The sequence below is a fragment of the Kribbella sp. NBC_01510 genome (genome assembly GCF_045040325.1).
In the GTDB taxonomy this organism is placed as follows: Bacteria; Actinomycetota; Actinomycetes; order Propionibacteriales; family Kribbellaceae; genus Kribbella.
This window is the reverse complement of record NZ_CP109418.1, coordinates 3,162,268-3,178,834: the sequence shown is the minus strand read 5'-3', so window position 1 is coordinate 3,178,834 and position 16,567 is coordinate 3,162,268. Positions and strand designations below refer to the sequence as shown.

13 protein-coding genes are annotated in these 16,567 nt (G+C 65.7%); 3 read left to right on the top strand and 10 right to left on the bottom strand.

Going from position 1 to position 16,567, the window contains the following annotated elements:
- Positions 1-1,004 precede the first annotated feature (1,004 nt).
- From OG558_RS15735 to OG558_RS15695, 9 genes are all read right to left on the bottom strand, one after another.
- Complete coding sequence (locus OG558_RS15735; RefSeq protein ID WP_405070929.1) at positions 1,005-1,781, bottom strand: GAF and ANTAR domain-containing protein; 777 nt, start codon at positions 1,779-1,781, stop codon at positions 1,005-1,007.
- 130 nt (positions 1,782-1,911) lie between these two features.
- Positions 1,912-2,277, bottom strand: coding sequence for a PRC-barrel domain-containing protein (locus OG558_RS15730; RefSeq protein ID WP_405070928.1), 366 nt, complete (start codon positions 2,275-2,277; stop codon positions 1,912-1,914).
- 212 nt (positions 2,278-2,489) lie between these two features.
- Entirely contained in the window at positions 2,490-2,804 is a 315-nt protein-coding gene (locus tag OG558_RS15725; RefSeq protein WP_405072173.1) for a glycoside hydrolase family 6 protein, read from the bottom strand.
- Positions 2,805-3,137: 333 nt separating this feature from the next.
- Complete coding sequence (locus OG558_RS15720; RefSeq protein ID WP_405070927.1) at positions 3,138-4,136, bottom strand: glutathione synthase; 999 nt, start codon at positions 4,134-4,136, stop codon at positions 3,138-3,140.
- Positions 4,133-5,314, bottom strand: coding sequence for a flavohemoglobin expression-modulating QEGLA motif protein (locus tag OG558_RS15715; RefSeq protein WP_405070926.1), 1,182 nt, complete (start codon positions 5,312-5,314; stop codon positions 4,133-4,135). Before OG558_RS15715 ends, OG558_RS15720 begins: the two co-directional genes overlap by 4 nt.
- Positions 5,315-5,676: 362 nt before the next feature.
- A complete protein-coding gene (locus OG558_RS15710; protein ID WP_405070925.1) occupies positions 5,677-6,756 on the bottom strand; it encodes a hypothetical protein in 1,080 nt (359 codons plus the stop codon).
- A gap of 751 nt (positions 6,757-7,507) precedes the next feature.
- Positions 7,508-7,960: a response regulator transcription factor gene (locus tag OG558_RS15705; RefSeq protein ID WP_405072172.1), complete on the bottom strand. Its 453-nt coding sequence runs from the start codon at positions 7,958-7,960 to the stop codon at positions 7,508-7,510.
- Positions 7,961-8,666: 706 nt separating this feature from the next.
- A complete protein-coding gene (locus tag OG558_RS15700; protein ID WP_405070924.1) occupies positions 8,667-9,149 on the bottom strand; it encodes a hypothetical protein in 483 nt (160 codons plus the stop codon).
- 639 nt (positions 9,150-9,788) lie between these two features.
- Complete coding sequence (locus OG558_RS15695; RefSeq protein ID WP_405070923.1) at positions 9,789-10,496, bottom strand: HD domain-containing protein; 708 nt, start codon at positions 10,494-10,496, stop codon at positions 9,789-9,791.
- Between the two features lie 661 nt (positions 10,497-11,157).
- Here OG558_RS15695 and OG558_RS15690 point away from each other — a divergent pair.
- Both OG558_RS15690 and OG558_RS15685 read left to right on the top strand, forming a co-directional pair.
- Positions 11,158-12,276 carry a flavin-containing monooxygenase gene (locus OG558_RS15690; protein ID WP_405070922.1) on the top strand — a complete coding sequence of 373 codons (1,119 nt, stop codon included), beginning with the start codon at positions 11,158-11,160 and terminating at the stop codon, positions 12,274-12,276.
- Positions 12,206-14,110 (top strand): heavy metal-binding domain-containing protein, encoded by a 1,905-nt coding sequence (locus OG558_RS15685; protein ID WP_405070921.1) that lies wholly within the window; start codon positions 12,206-12,208, stop codon positions 14,108-14,110. The genes OG558_RS15690 and OG558_RS15685 overlap by 71 nt, the downstream gene beginning before the upstream one ends.
- A gap of 290 nt (positions 14,111-14,400) precedes the next feature.
- Here the strand turns inward: OG558_RS15685 and OG558_RS15680 are convergent, their stop codons facing one another.
- The gene (locus OG558_RS15680; RefSeq protein ID WP_405070920.1) at positions 14,401-14,607 is read right to left on the bottom strand and encodes a hypothetical protein; all 207 of its coding nucleotides are present in this window, start codon (positions 14,605-14,607) and stop codon (positions 14,401-14,403) included.
- 214 nt (positions 14,608-14,821) lie between these two features.
- On the opposite strand from OG558_RS15680, the gene OG558_RS15675 reads away from it, so the two are divergent.
- On the top strand, positions 14,822-16,195 hold the full coding sequence (locus tag OG558_RS15675; protein ID WP_405070919.1) for an alpha/beta hydrolase: 1,374 nt from the start codon (positions 14,822-14,824) through the stop codon (positions 16,193-16,195).
- Positions 16,196-16,567 lie beyond the last annotated feature (372 nt).

Here is a 16,567-nt window from a genome sequence, read left to right as displayed (position 1 = left end):
CGTATTCTTCATCCGTATCGGGCAGTTCGCTCCATGAATGGCTCCACGCCGCCGCTACAACGCCCCCGTCCGCTGGTCCACTCCGACCCACGAGCAGGGGCGGTCTGCACCGCCGTCGGCGTCAACCCCGACCACTACCGCGTCTGGGCGTACGAGGGACCGGAGGCGACGGCGCCGGCCACCTCATGCGCGGCCTCCTTGCGAGACGTTTGGCCTGGGGCACCTGGGACAGGTCAGCTGGCTCCTTTCTCGAGCGGGATCCAGCTCGCGCTGGTGGGAGGGGGCCAGCGTCGGGCCGCAGATCCTTCCGGCCGGCCAAGTAGTTCTGGGGCCTACGGGGGAGTTGGCCGGGAGGATTTGCGGTTGACGCTTTCGTGTCAGGCAGTGATTGTGAGGTCCGGTGGCGTTGGATGGAGCTGGTTGCGTGTCCACCCCGGGCGCAAGCCAGTCAGACTGACCCCGCCATCCCCCGGCCGGGGTCTGTCGTGACGAACGGCCAGACGGTGGGTGTGGGGCGGGTTCGAGTTCGGGCGTGCCGAACGGGTGGTAGCCACAGCCGATGCAGGAGCAGCCGACCACCCGGTCGTTGTCGTAGTTGCCCGTCGGATCCAGGAGCAGAACGAGGGTGTACTCGTCGCCGGGGTCGACAGCGGTGGGACACCAGTCGTGACCGCCGAGGTGATCGGCGGCGACCCAGTCACACAAGACCTCGTGATCAGCACGCTGGTGGTGGCGTGTCCGTGGAGGTCATGAGGGTCTGGAGCGAGTGGCGAGACGGTGCAGTGCCGACTTCGGAGGAAGCTACGCAGGCGGTCATCTTCTATGGGGAGCACGACTCGTATCAACCTCACGCGTAGGTCATTAGTAGCATCCGCACATCGCCATGAGCGCGCGGATCGCGGCTAGATGAGTGCGTTCGTCCCTACGCTTGCGCCATCGACCAGACCGTACTTCTGCGAGCGCTGGTAGGCAGTTCAGGGCGATGCCGTCTGGGTGCCCGGGATCTAGGCGCCGACTGGACGGTGCGGCGAGGCGTGTTGGCCATCCTGATTCCCGGGAGCGGCTTCGGCATTCAATGGCCGGGCTGTCGTGCCGGGGAGTCTGCGTGTGTCGATGAGTTGCTGGGCGACGTCACGGAGTTTGGTGTTGGTGTCTTGGGAGTAGCGTCTCAGGACGGTGAAGGCCCGGTCGCTGTCGAGGTCGAAGCGTTCCATCAAAATCCCCATCGCCTGTCCGACCAGTTTGCGGGCGTCGACGGCCTGCGCGAGGTTCGCCTCGTGGCGGGCGCTCGCGAGCGCGACCGAGGCGTGCCGCGCCAGGATCTGCGCGACGGCAATGTCATCGGGGCCGAACGCCTCCGGTGTGGTGCTGTACAGGCCGAGCATCCCGACGGTGCCGGTGGCGATGGTGAGCGGCACATCCAAGACGGCGCGGACGCCGAGTTCACGGACCTCGACAGCCCATTCGGGCCAGCGACCGTCGGTGGCGATGTCTCGGACCAAGACGTCCTGGCCGGTTCGCATCGCCTCGACCAGCGGCGCGTGCCCCGATGCCATGGCGTGATGGAAGATCTCGCAGACCAGCGGGTCGGTTGCGGCCGGCACCTGCGGCCGTCCACGGCTGTAAAGGGCAATGCCGGCATGGGAACAGTCCAGGGCCTGGAGCGCGAACTGCACGACCGCATCGACGGTCTCCTCGAGCCCGCCCGCGCCATGCAACTCGATCGCCAACCGGGCAAACGCCTCCGCGGCGCCTGCACCGGCAGGGTCAATCGTCGCCATCTCGGCCTCCCGGGGGTGAGCGCCGAGCGGCGGGCGATCTGGTAGGTGTGTTCGGCGGCCGTGGCCGCGGGACCCGTGTTGGGCGGGACCGCGGCACCGGCCGCCGAACGGCCGGTCTACGCACAGCTGGCTACATGCCGGTCCGGTAGGTGTCGTCGTAGTAGCCGCCGAGCCGGGTGCGGTAATCGTCATCGACGCGGGTGTCCGGGTCGTACTCGGGGGCGGCCTTGATCTGGTCCTTGGTTCGGTCGACGTAGACCTTCTCGTCGTCGTGGTCGACCCGCTCGACCACGCCGGCCGGTAGCAGCACCTTGCGGCCGAAGATCCACGGTCCGGTGTCGACCACCAGCCCGGCGCTGCCGGTCTGGTCGGTGGCTTCGTCGACCTTGCCGATGTCGCCGTCGGTGGCGGCGATCTTGTATCCGGTCAGGTCGTTGCCCTCGGTGTAGCCGGAAGTCGCTCGGTAGGTCCAGGGGTCGAATGCATGCATCGACATCTTGGTCTGCCTTTCGGGTGCGGGTGGGCCGTGGCCCAGCAGGGAGCCCGTGACAACGCGTGCGGGCTCGAGGCCCGCACCCGGTGTCTCGAGCATTTGGTAGAGCGCCGGTACCCACCGCTCACGCGGATCAAGCAATACTCCGCAGGTCGAGTCCACCAACCGCGGAGGGACAACGGCCGCGGCAACCGGTCAAGGCTGGGTGGTGTCGGCTAGGGAACTGCTAGGGACGCGGTTGCGGCGGCGGCGCGTTGCGCCGGTGTCAGCCGGCGTGTGGCGGCGATGAGGTTGCGTGCCTGTGTGGGCGAGAACAGGTAGGTCTGTTCGCCGCCGCATTCCCCGTCGGATTCACGTGGGGCTTTGATCCAGAGGAACGCGGCGAGGTGTGGCTGATGGGTGGTTTGCGGCGCGGCGCCGAGTGCCTGCCGGGCCGGGTTGCACCATTCGTCGTCACGCTTCGGGTCGTCGGGTGGCGGTCCGGTGCCGTTGCGGGAGGTGCCGATGACGAAGTCGCGGTCGCCGGTCAGGTCGGACAGTTCCAGGCCCCATCGGCATCTTCGTAGTCGGCTTCGACCTCCCGCAGCCGGCGCTCAAGTTGCGTTCTCCCGCCTGAGGACCTGCGGCTCGGCACTCGCGCGAGTGAACTCGTGCACGTCGCCGATTGTCGCAAGACCCGCTGCTCGACGCAGTTCGGCTTCACGGTCATCGGCCGAGCGCGATTCGCTATCAGCGGCAGAGGGGCGATGTCGATCTGCACGGGGCGTGACAGAACGTTCGGCAGGGCACAATGCTCGCGCGATCCTGTGCAAGGACGGCCTGCCTGACGCCGATGGCGACCGCTTCACGGACACTGCGGCGGCTCAGGGCTTCGAGCCGATGCGGCGCTCGAGGGCTTGGATGACGGTCGGGCAGACGTCGATCTCGTAGAGCCTTTCGACGCTCTGCATCCCGCCGGGGCTCTCCGCGTTGATCTCCACCACTTTGTCGCCGATCACGTCGATGCCGACGAAGTACATGCCGTCGGCCACGAGTTTCTCGCTCATTGCTTCGACGATGCCGCGTTCCACGGCACCGATCTCGAGAGGGACCGAGCGTCCACCCTTGCTGATGTTGGCCCGTGGGTCGTTACCTGTGGGCACCCGCCGGAAGGCGGCCGGCTTCCCGTCGCGCTCGAGGATCTGTCCCTCGAGCAGGAAGATCCGGGCATCGCCGTCCTCGCCGCCGTCGACGAACTCTTGGACGATCGCGTAGCCGTCCTGGAGTACCGCTTCCGTCATTTGGGCGAGGTTCGCTTCGTCCGCGTCCTCGATCATGAACACGTTTCGGCCTTTGGCTCCGTACAGCGGCTTGACGACGCAGTGGCCGACCTTGCCGGCGAACCGTTCGATTGCTTCCGGGTCGCGCGTCACCAGCGATCGGGGGCGGATCTTCTCGGGGAACTCTTCCAGGTAGAGCTTGCTCGTTGCACGTGTCAGGGACATCGGGTCGTTCACCACCGTGACGCCTCGTGCCTGGAGCATCTGGCCGAAAACCACACCCAGTGGACTTGCCCACGGTCGCTCGTGCAGATCGTCGATCGATTCGTTGCGTAGGAACAAGGCGTCGAGGTCGTCCATGACGATCCGTTCGGCATCGCGCTCCTTGATGCGCTCCATGAAGACCTCGAGCGTGTCGTCTTTCTCGGACTCTGCGGGATGAGCCTGGGCGACCAACTGCCCATCGCTTTCCCCGAGGTCGACGTCTCCGACGCCGACGTACCAGACCTCATGCCCACTCTGAGCGGCGGCCCTCGCCAGCCGCGTCGTGGTGTACTCGTCTACCTCGGTGGCGACGTCGTTGACGAAGAAGGCAAGCCTCATGCGGATACATCTCCTTCATACAGGTCCGTGACCGACGCACCCGCGCGCAGCCTGTCAAGGCGCTCCTGAGCGCCGGGCACGTCCAGCCAGCGTGGACGCACCCATGGCGCCTTGAGCACCTTGCGGTCGAGCAGATCCTGGATCAACGGGATCTGATCCAACGCGAGCTTGCCGACGAAGAGGGCATCGAGGCTGCTGCCCTCGGCGAGGGCCTCGAGGATGCGCGTGATCCCACGCAGGTAGATCGCGTCCTTCACAGAACCGCCCCCCACGACAACCCGGATGGCGATGGACCAGGCGGTCCTCGTCGGTATCCGATGTTCTGCCCGTAACGATTCGAAGATCTCCAGGAATCCGGCGCCGTCGAGCATCTGGCCGATCGCAACAACCCTCGCCGCGAGCACGCGCAGACGCCGCGGATCCAACCCGCCGGTCAGGTACTCGGCGAGCACGGCAAGGCCCTCCTGGGTCTCGTCGTAGCCCGGCAGCCCGATCGTCAGCAGCGTCAGGGGCTGCCTGGCACCGTTCTGGTAGGTGACGACATGGGTGCCGACCTCGTGATGCAGCAACGGCTCGACGCGATCCGCCCTGATAGTGGCGGCCTCGGGGATGAGCAGCCAACCGAACGACACCATCAGTTCGGAGATATCGTCGCGCACCTCGATGTGCACCGGGAAGTCCGGATACACCGCACGGTACCGATCGAACTCCGCATGAGCCGCCTCCGCGAACGCGCCGGCCGTGACGCTTCGGGTGCTGGGAGCCTGGGCTGGGATGTTCTCGAGCAGCCTATCCGCGGCGGACGCGAGAGGCTGGGCAATCCCTCCATACAGCTGCAGCGACCCGTACACGAACCGTGACGTGTCGCGATCCTCCAAGACCGTGATCTGTCGTGCTATCTCGTCGCGCTTCGCCCCGAAGAGTGCGTGCAGCGCAGGGTCGGTGACGTTCTCGATCTCGAGGCTGTAGAGATCACGTCGTACCACGTCCGGCTCGAACTCCAGCGGTCTGAGCCGCAGAGTCGGAGCCGTCCCGAAGTCAGACCGCTCGAAGTCCGCCCATGCCTCCGCCGCATTGACCGGCGTGATGTTGAGCAGCAGATTCAAGCTGCGCTCGATCTCGGTGAGGCGGGCGTCGATATCGCGCGCAGGCGCAAGCTGCTGGATCGGAGAGCTCATCTACACGAGGTACCCACCAACCACTACAACCCAAGCGCGGGTTCAGATCTCCACAAAGGTGCGGCATGTGCGCGTGCTTCTCGCAGCGCCTCCTACCTCGCCCGGTACGGGCGGCGGCTCGCCTCCGAGTGGTCTCTGGCCGCGGCCGGCGACCACAGCCCATAGCGCAGCCCGAGGGGCGAGAACGAGGAACCTGCGGCACTGATCCCAGACGAACGTGCGAGGGACTAGCCCGGGACCGAGCTCCAGGAGACGACGCACGCAGTACGTCGGCATCGCGATGAGCTGAGGGAGTGGCGTACTGGTCCCACGTCCGACTGGGCGTGGGACCAGTGTCGCCTCTACTCAGGGCGTGCGCCCGATCAGTGGTGCGAGTGCTTGCAGATCGAGGCCGGGTTGCTGGTCTTGCAGGAGTTCTCACGGAATACGATGTTCTTGCCAGTCCCGTCCCAGAGGATGTCCAGGTCGTTCTTCTTGAAGAAGTTGCGTACGACCGCGACGTTCTCCGGGGCGTCCGAGCCGGCCAGCGAACCGTTGAGGACCGCGACGCCCGCTGACGGGATGTCACCGGGCTTGGACGCGTTGTTGCCGATGATCTTGTTGTCCTTCACCAGCACGTGGTCGGCACCGAGCACGACGACGCCGTTGCCGGACAGAGCCGGTACCTCGGGCGGCTCGGCCGGGCAGAACCGGTCGTTGTCGGTGAGCAGGTTGCCGACGAGGGACCATGCGCCGCCCGGACGGTTGACCCCGTCCGGAGTGGTGCCGTTAGGACCGGTGTCGAGAACCAGGGCACCGATGCAGTTGGCCCGCATCACGTTGTGGGTCACCAGGCCATGCCGTGAGTCGCGCATGAACATGCCGAACGCCCAGCCCTTCAGCAGGTTGTGCGCCACGTACGCCTTGGCGTTGTCGGTGTCGCCGACGTACAGGCCCGCCTCGCCGCCGTTGCCGAGCTCGGTGTTGTGGGTGAAGACGATGCCCGTGGACTCGAACGCTGCCGCGCCGTACTCACCGTGCCTCAGCCCGGTGTGATGCGACACCTCGATCCCGCGCTTGGCTTCGAACGCCACCACGCCGATGCCCGGGTGGCCGTCCGTGGTGAGGTTGCTGACCTTGGACTTGCGGTCCGGGCCCGCGAAGGCGAAGCCCGAGACCTCGTCTGGTGTCTCCCAGCAGGCGGTCTTCGTGAACTTCTTCTTGGGTGGTTTGACGACCGTACGACCCTGGCCGGCACCGATGATCGTGAGTCCCTTGCCGACGACGCAGACCGCGTCGTAGTACACGCCCTTCTTCAACTTGATGGTGTCGCCTGAGCGGGCCTTGTCGACCACCTTCTGGATCGAGTGGCCCGGTTTCACAACCCAGGTGCGCGAGTGGTACTTCCCGGTGGCTGACGCCGTCCCCGCGCTCGCGACGATCAGCCCGAGGATGGCGACCAACGTGACGACCAGGCGCCGACCTGCTCGTCCCGCTCGGACGCTACCGCGCGAGCTGCGACCTGTTCCTGCTGAAGCTTTCGACCAATGCTGAATGCGCATGGTCCCTCCCTGTGCCTCGATGGGCATGGTGGCCGACCAGGCCCGAGCCCGGTGACCGCAGACGGACAGCCGCTTGCGAACAGGTGGCGACCCCCGCCATCGCCCGGCCATCGAGGCCGGGCGGAAGGGCCGGCACGGCCTACGCGTAGAAAGGCTGCGCTGTGCAGCCGAACAGTCCGACCCCAACACCGCGCAACAGCAACCCGCCCCACCGCGCACACTACGCAGGGAGGGCGCAAAGTCAACCCCTGAAGGGATTCCGGCCCCGATGCGGTCGATGCGCAATGGATGTGAGTGACTCTGTGCTGACGCTGGTCCGGCAGGCAGTCACCCGGCTCGGAGACGGATCAGCGCGTGGCCAGGCGGGTGATCGTGTCGTCCATATGGGCCATCAGCAAGGAATCGGTGAGCACGACGTCGCCAGCCGACCGAGCTCAAGCGGTCTGCACAAACAGCAAGGCGAGCCACCATCCACGACGATCCGGCGTCGCTCGCAGCCATGTCGAACCCAGCTCATCCTTCAGGCTGTCGAGGCGACGTCCGCAGCGCCGCCGTAGCAAGCGACCCCACCGTTCCGCCCTCCTGCGCCGACAGCACCCGTAGCGGCGCCGAGGCCGTCTTCACCTGAGTTCGGTGGGCAGCTATGGCTCATTCACGCCGACTGGGGCAGTATCGGACGCTGGCCAAGGCAGCGAAGGGTTGCAGTCGCCAACGCCCAAGCGGCGCGGCCCGCAGCGAAGCGAGGAAACGCGCCCCAGCCGGGCGAAGCTCGGCCGTTGAACCACAAGAGCCGGATCGGGCAGGCCGTCCGCGCAGAGCAATCGCGCTTGCGCCGTAAAGCACACCGGCCGGCTCGGCCGCAGATCATCTGCCCGGGATGGTGTGGATCACTTTGTGGAACGAGGGCCGGCTCCTGAGGTTCATGACATGCCCTGTCAACACGATGTGGCGCGTGGGTTGTCGGCTTGGCCGAGGCCGGCCTGGCGGCGCGTTCGATCGCCTCGTTGCGGTCGCGGACCTGGAGCTTGGTGAAGACGTTGCTCAGGTGGTTGCGTACGGTTTTGGGGGCGATGACGAGCGTACGGGCGATCTGGCTGTTCGACATCCCTCGGGCCAGCAGCTCGAGCACTTCGCGCTCACGGTCGGACAGTTCGGGGAACAGGATGGGGTCGCGTGCCGACCTGTCACATGACGCTCCCGGCAACTGGCGTCTGCGACTTCTGCGACTGACGCTCACAACTGGTCACCCACGCCCGAACACGCCCCGACTTGCACCACCGGCGAGGACGCGACTCAGGAGTAGCACGATGACTTCGCCTCCGAGGTTCAGGGCGTCGCCCCGACGGAGAGCTGCTGGCCGGCGACCTGGAAGACGAGCGTGCCGAAAGTATCGCGCCCAGGGAGCTCGAGAAGTACGGCATCAGACCGCTCATCGAGGCGCGCCCGATCCGGAGGCAGTTTCGCCGGGGAGAGATTTGTGAGGTCGCCGCGCGTCAAAACACCCGCCAACCGAGTCAACGGGCCGCAATCAGGAAGGCCCAAACGCCTTGCCCACAATGGATCGAGCCGTGCGAGCGTCCAACCACGGCGCGGTCCGTGCCCATGGCATAGAAGAGGTCAGGGCGTCGAAGTTCCCCTGGCTCGAGCGCAGGGCGTAGGCCGGTTTCCACTCGGAGACCCCGACCGCCACGAAGGTGCCGGCACCCACAAGTCAGCTCGCAGCGCCGGTGTCGTCTTGCTGTCGTATCTTCTTCGCGCGCCCACCGCCAGCGCCCGGCGCGGGAGCTGGCGGGGTGAGTTCCCCGGAACGCCTAGTGGCAGTGGAAGAACTCGTTGACCGTGCCGTCGGGTCGGACGTTGAAGTGATCGACTTGGTTGGTGCGGATCGTCGATCCGTCCGAGCCGGTGGCGTGGAGGTTGAACGTGAACGTTCCGTTCACGGTCGCCCCGTTGGCGTTGAAGCCTCCCCAGATCGTGACCTTTCCGGTGTAGCTCGGCAGAGTCGGGTCCTCCAGCGGCACCGCGACGAAGGTGCCGGTCTGGGTGAAGGTGTCGTGCTCCCGGCCGTCAGCGAAGATGGTCGAGTGCATGACGAGGTTGGTGGTCGTGGTGATGGTGTAAAGCGGTCCTTCCTCCGAGCAGACGGGATCGGGAATCACATCGACGAAGGTCTCGACGAGGTTCTTCTGGGTAGTGGTCTCGGTGACCGGTGGCGCGCCGCCGAACGCGGGCGCTCCAGTGAACAACAAGCCCGCGATCAGCAGGCCGACCATCAGTAGCAGGCGACGAAGCATTCCATGCCCCCTCTTGCGAGATGGAGCTCTGTGCGCCGGGCGGTTGAGACGTTACTCGCGCCAGGCCGAGGGAACCAGGGCTGATCCGGGCGACGCCGGCGACTCCTGACGAGTTGACCGACGCCCATGGGGCTGAGGTAGTCAGCCCGTGGTCGTAGTTGCACCGGTAGTTGCAGTTCGCCCAGATCCGCGCACGTCCCCAGGGATACAACAACCAGGTGACGAGCGCGGTGCGGACCGTGATCGGTCCGGTCGGCGTAACAGGCGAGCTTCTCATTACGAGGAGGACGCTCAGCGTCGCATACGCTCTCTAGAAGCGGTTTCGCTAACACGGTCGTCCGCACCACGCCTGGATTTCCCCAGTGGTATCCGTCATTTCGCACCACGATCGGCACCACGGGCGGGCCGTGAGATTCAAAGTTGCTGATCGACCGGCCATCCGGGTCTCCACACCGGTACGGTCGGTTTAAGCAATAGCCGCAGCCTGCGCTGCCGGGAGCTGTGTCGACATTCCGCTGGACGTTGACAGCGGTCAACTCTGGAGCCGCGCCCTTGACGTACGGCAGGATCGGATGCACGCGGAGCCCACCGTCACCTGAAGCTTTGCGCGTGAGCGCATCGCAGGGAACGGCTAGGTTCTCATCCGCGGAAAGGGGCGAGCCTGATCGTCACGTCACTGAGCGCGAAGCGGTGCAGGTACCAGGCGCGCCCATGCGGGACCTGCTTGGCTTCGGCTCGTAACAGCCCGGTGAACTCCCGCTTGAAGCCGACGCGAGGGTAGTCCTGCACGACTGTCTTGCGGACTGCATCGGGTACGTGATTGCTGCGTAGCCCGAACACATCAACTGCTGCACCGGCGGAAAGCAGGAAGGCTTCGGCACCGGATTCAACACCGACGCCTGGGGTGTGGTGCAGGGCAATCGCATTCGTCACGAGCTCGCGTTGTACCTCTGGTACGTAGTGGCGGTCAGTGAAGTCGCGCGCCACTGCCGCGCTGCGAACCGTGAAGTCGACGTCGGGGACCCGGCTCGGCAGGCCGGTGTCGTGAAACATCGCCGCAACGTACAGCAATTCGTGATCGAACTCGACTTCGTCGAGTGCAGCGATGGCTGCACCCCAGGCGTACGCACGGCGCGAGTGGTTGAGCAATGCCGGTGTGAGGAGGTCCTGAGCAGCAGCTTCGGCATCTCGTGCCAGCAACGAGTCCGGCGGGACCAGCGCGGCTGGTTCAACCGAGTTCCGGCGGCCCGAATGTGTTCGAGTGGCCATCGCGAGGCTGCCGACGACGATGCGGAGGTGGCTGCGCAGTAGTGGCCGGGCGAGCGAGATGCGTTCGCGGACCGTCAACACACCACCGGTGCGCTCGGTCCAACCGATGGATCCGATTGGGGCGTGGGTCGCTGGTTGGTTCATGCCAATCTCACCGTTCCTCGATGGTGTCAGAGTAGGGCGTTGGCAGTCAGGGGCGTAGGCCGGTGGGTGATCAGGGGCCGCCGACTCGGCGTTCGGGCCCGACGCACCATCCGGCAACGATGAGTCCAGTGCGGTCGCGCTCGTCCCTCGCAACGGGCCTCCTGAAGTCAACCCCGGCCACCCGCTGCACGCCTTACGCCGACGTCTCGACACCACCCACCTGTAGGGCGGAGACTGCCAGCATGGCCGAGACACGGCTCATCCCGAAGGGCGCGGGTGCTAGAGCTCTGCCCGTGCCTTCCCGTGGGCATGTCGGTCTGGTGGTGCTTGGCAGGATCGCCTCGGGCCTCGTGGCCTGGTTGGTCGTAGCCCTGCGTCCGCCCGAAGGTTAGAAGTTGTACCGCCATGACCTCAGCGGCGGCCGGCGAGATGTCTGCGCAAGGCGGCAGCAGCCACCGTCGAGGACCTTCATGGGTTGGTGATCGACAGGCGCCGGGGGTGTCCAGACGTGAACGGTGGGGGAACTGACGAGCGGCCGGAACCGTCTGCTCGGGCAGAGGGAGCTGCCTGGCGGGGGGTTGGTGATGATGACCGCGTGGAGGTCATCGTGGTGGGGGCGGGGCAGGCTGGGTTGGCGATCGGGTTCTTTCTTGCACGTGATGGTCGCCGGTTCATGATCCTCGAGGCCGCCGACACGGTGGGTGCGGCGTGGCGGGACCGGTGGGATTCGCTTGCCCTGTTCACGCCGCGCCGGTATGACGCACTCCCCGGAGCGGGCTTCCCGGGGGATCTCGACGGTTATCCGACTCGTGACGAGGTGGTCTCATATCTGAACGCGTATGCGGAGACCTACAAGCTCCCGGTGGTTTTGAACAGTGCCGTCAGATCACTGACCCAGATCGACGATGGGTTTCAGCTCGAGTGCAGCGACAGGAGCGTGAGGGCCGACCAGGTCGTGGTGGCGACCGGTCCGTTCCAGCTGCCGTTAACGCCGGCGCTGGCCGGTCAGCTCGGTCCTGAGGTCTTCCAGATGCACAGCACGGGGTACCGGCAACCGCGGGACGTTCCGGCAGGGACCGTGCTGGTTGTCGGTGGCGGCAACACGGGTTTCCAGATCGCGACGGAGCTCACCGGAACCCACGCGGTCCACCTCTCGGTCGGCTCACGGCAAACGCCACTGCCGCAGAAAGTCTGGCGCCGCGACTTGTTCTGGTGGCTCACCAAGACAGGGTTGCTCAACCTGACTGTTGATTCACGTTTCGGGCGCCGGCTGAGCGAGCGGGAGACACTCATCGGCTCGAGCCCAAGGCAGCTCAGGCGTCTCGGTGTCGATCTGCATCCGAGAACGGTCAGCGCGTCGAACAACACCGTGAACTTCGCTGACGGAACCCAACTCCGCGTCGACGCAGTCGTATGGGCAACCGGATACCAGCCCGACTACTCCTGGATCGAGGCCCCGGTACTGGACGCCGGAGGACGGGTCCGCCACCACAGAGGGGTGACCGACCTGCCGGGACTCTACTTTCTCGGCTTGTACTGGCAACACACCCGCGGCTCAGCCTTGCTCGGCTGGGTGAAGGACGACGCCGAGTACATCGCCACACAGATCCAGGTCCTGGCCGACAGCCGCAAACTGCCGCCAGATGCAGCCCATCGTGAACACCCCGGCGCGGGAGACAGCCAGGAAGAGGCCAATCATGTCGAGCCACAGTGACCACAACGAAAGTGAGAATCGCGGAAACTTCCCCACCGACATCCGTGACCTTCCAGAATCCCAACCATCCGAGATCGTCTCTCTCGCAAACGGGGAAGAGTTTGACCTGGGTATCGCTCCGATGGTCAAACGGCTGGGCGATGCGACTGTGCGCATGCTTGCCTACAACGGGTCGGTGCCCGGGCCCACCATGCGGGTCCAGCAGGGTTCGGAAGTGGTCATCAACGTGACCAACGAGGCCGACACCGAGGCCACCGTGCACTGGCACGGACTGCGGTTACAGAACGCCTATGACGGGACCCACGAAACCCAGACACCGATGCAGGTGGGACAGAGCTTCACCTATCGACTGCAGTTCCACGACCCCGGCCTCTACTGGTACCACCCCCACATCCGCGAGGACTACGGCCAGGAGATGGGCCTGTACGGCAACATCGTGGTCGTCCCGTCGGACCCCGACTATTGGCCCCCGGTGAACCGCGAGGAGCTGATCACCCTCGACGATGTGCTGCTCGAGAACGGTCAGATCGCGTCGTTCAGCCGCACCGAGACGACCTACGTGGCGATGGGCCGCTTCGGCAACACCATGCTCATCAGCGGTGACGTCACCCATGAACTGTCGGCCGACCTCGGGGAGGTGGTCCGCTTCTACTTCACCAACACGGCCAACACGCGGGTCTTCAATGTCGGCTTCGACATGGCCCGGATGAAACTGGTGGGTGGAGACAGCGGCAGGGTCGAACACGAAGCCTTCGTGACTGAGGTGATGCTTGCGCCCTCGGAGCGGATCGTCGTCGACGTCCTCTTCGACCAGCCTGGGATGGTGACCCTCGAGCACCGGCATCCAGAGCGCACCTATCCCCTGGCGACAGTCACTGTAAGCGAGACCCCGGCCGAGCCGGAGCTGAGCAAGCAGTTCGAGGTGCTTCGCACCAACGCCGACATGACAGCAGAACGGGATCGGCTGAACCGGTACCGCGACGTGGCTCCGGACAAGACCCTCGCGTTCGTGGCTGAAATGGACATGGGTGTACCCGACGGCCCCATCGTCTACTCCTGCCCCATGCACCCCGAGGTGATAAGCGCCGATGAGGGAACCTGCCCCGACTGCGGAATGAAGCTGTTAGCCATCTCCGTCGCCCTCACCTACACCTGCCCGATGCACTCCGAAGTCATCACCGCCGACCAAGGCCGATGCCCGCACTGCGGCATGAAACTGGTTGCCGTTGCCGCCACCTACACCTGCCCGATGCATCCTGACGTAGTCAGCGACTCACCCGACCGCTGCCCTCAGTGCGGGATGAAGCTCATGCCGGCGCAACTCGTCAACCAGGCCCAAGAACACCACGGCGACGAACCCACCCATGCCCAGCACCACGCGACCGACCAGCAGCACGGCCATGCGGGCGGTCACAACCATGAGGCGACTGGTGGCATCGAGTGGGAAGACGACATGGTCGACGTCAACCGGATCACCACACCGGCCAACATGCGCTGGAAGCTCGTCGACCGCAGCACCGGTGGGGAGAACCATGCGATCGACTGGCACTTCACGGTCGGCGATCAGGTGAAGATCAGGCTGGTCAACGAAATGGACTCCGACCACCCAATGCACCACCCCTTCCACATCCACGGCGCGGGCCGCTTCCTTGTCATGAGCCGCGACGACACCGTCGAACCCAATCTCGTCTGGAAAGACACCGTTCTCGTGCGCACAGGCGAAACCGTCGACATCCTCCTCGACGTGACCAACCCCGGTCTCTGGATGGCGCACTGCCACATCGCCGAACACCACGAGAGCGGAATGATGTTCAGCTTCAGCGTCGACCCCTAGCCCGTACCGACCGACTCCCCACACCCACGTTTGCACCTCGGCCAGAATCGTCGCGACCCTGTTACCGCTAACTGGCCTCGAACGAGGGTGACTTGCCTGCTCACCATGCGTCCAATCGCGCACCCACGGGCGGACACAGGCTCCCGGGGCCACGTGTGCCACTGGTCGCTGAGGTGATTATCGGCGTGGCTCAGGCTCGACGCCGTTCGCCTTCTGGTGGTGAGCTCCGGCCCCGGTCTACGCCCTCGGACTGGTATTCATCGCTGCCGTCTACATCGGGTTCTGGCGGGTCAGCGCCGATCTGGGTGGGCTTGGATGCTGCTGCCTGAGACGGCCGCTCCAGCGCTGCAGGTCGTCGGCCTCGGGGCCTTCAGCCTGCGGACGATCTTGACGAGGTCGTCGACGGTGTCACCGATGCCGGCGATCTCTTCGCGCAGCTCGTTGCGTTCATCGGGGCGCTGTCCACGGCCTTCGGCCACGTAGTCGGCCATCTTCACCGACGCCGGTCTGGAGCCGCCGGATAGTTGGCGCCGACGGCATCATCGGCATGAGCCGCTCGGATCGCGGCTCCGGGCGGACCGGGCTGGGGGCGCCAGTTGCGTGCCGAATGGCACTGCGAGGGCACGGTCGGGCTATTCCGTCGCCCGGGCGACTTAGCGCATGCTTAAAGACGAGGGCGGGGTGGCCCTCATCAAGGGGGAGGTGGTTGTCATGACCGAGCGACGTTCGACTGACACCACTCGCGCCGACCAGGTTGCTGCTCCAGCACCAGAGTCAGCGCGTACGGGCATTGGCATAGTAGTGGCCGGATCGCTGGCCGCTGGGTTCGCAGCGGCGGTCATCCTCGCGTTCCTGCCAGTCGACACCGTGGATATGAACTTCTCCACCGCGATGGTGCTGTTCGGCTTCGCGCTCGGGTGGGCGCTCTTGGCGGTGCTGTCCATGCGGTACACCGACCAACCTCAACGCTGGGCCGTAGCGCCCGCGATCTTTATGGCCGCGTCTGGTGCGTTGGTGCTCCTGGCCCCGGACTCTGTGGTGGGCACGCTGGGGTGGGTCTGGCCGCCGGCCGTGTTGGTCTTGGTCGTCTGGGTGTGGGTCCGCTCCAGGCGTGAGCTGCATAGCCGCACCAGGGCGTGGCTGCTGTGCCCTGTGTTGGTCATCCTGGCGCTTCTCGCCGTGGGCGGGGGGTACGAGAGGATCAGTCAGTCCACCGCACCGGCGGTTGCCATGCGCGGCCAGCTCGTCGACGTGGGACCGTACCGACTCCACCTGGAGTGCACTGGCTCACGCGGCCCGACTGTGATCCTTGAGCCCGGCGCGGGCGGCTCGGCGGCGTCGATGGGGTTGATCGCTCCGGCTGTGGCCCGCGACAGCCGAGTATGCGTCTACGACCGGGCGGGGCGCGGCTGGAGTGATCCGGCTGCGAGTCCACCCGACGGTGCGCAGATCGCCACAGATCTCCACACGCTCCTTGACCGTGCACAGGTTCCGGGTCCGTATGTCCTGGCCGGACATTCATTTGGCGGCCTGTACGTGAGGACGTACGCCGCGAAGTATCCCGAGGAGGTCGCCGGCCTCGTCCTGGTCGACTCCACCGCCGCCAACAACAAACCCGTCTCCCCGCAGAAGGCGGGTTCCTACAGCGTCTTGAAGCACCTGTCCTCGTTGGTCGCGGCGACCTCTCGGCTGGGGCTCGGGCGGCTTCTCGCCGACACCAGTTTCTCGGAGCTACCGCCGAAGTACCGCGACGATGCCCGCGCCACCGCCGCCACCGCGAAGGAAATGAGCGGGGTCCTCGATGAGTACGGCGTCGCGAATCGGTCCGTGCCCGAGGCGGGCACACTCCGCAGCGTTGGTGCGAAGCCACTGATCGTTCTCACCGCCGAACGCGAAAACTCCAAGGGCTGGATGGCCAACCAGAACAAGACAGTCACGCTGTCCACCAACAGCCTTCATCGCGTCGTGTCAGGGGCAACCCACGCTTCCCTCGTGGAGAACCCGGATCACGCCGCAGCCGTCACCCGCGCAATCCACGACGTCGTCGTCTCAGTACGTACCGGAGCACCGCTTACTCACCCCTGACGCCAAGATCTGCATCCGCACACCGGCAGATCCGTGCGTTGTCGGCAGATCAGGTGGTCGGCACAGCAGCCTGTCGCACATCAGTTAGCCGACAAGTGTTGCGGGATTAGTTTGCGGTCACAGCCGGCGGTGGCCGGCCACACCGAGGCGAGAAGATTGAAGCCGGCGAACGTCCGCGGCCGGGTGGTGCCTCCGCGCCACGCGCTCCCGGCCGGGACGTCGGACTGACAACCTTCTCATTACGAGTAGGAACTACGGCAGCGCATCTGCTCTCTACCGGCCATTTTGTCAACACGGCCGCACTCAGTATGCGCGAGATTCCCCATGAGTATCCGCCAATTCGTGCCACGAGTGATGCCACACGGAGGTCGG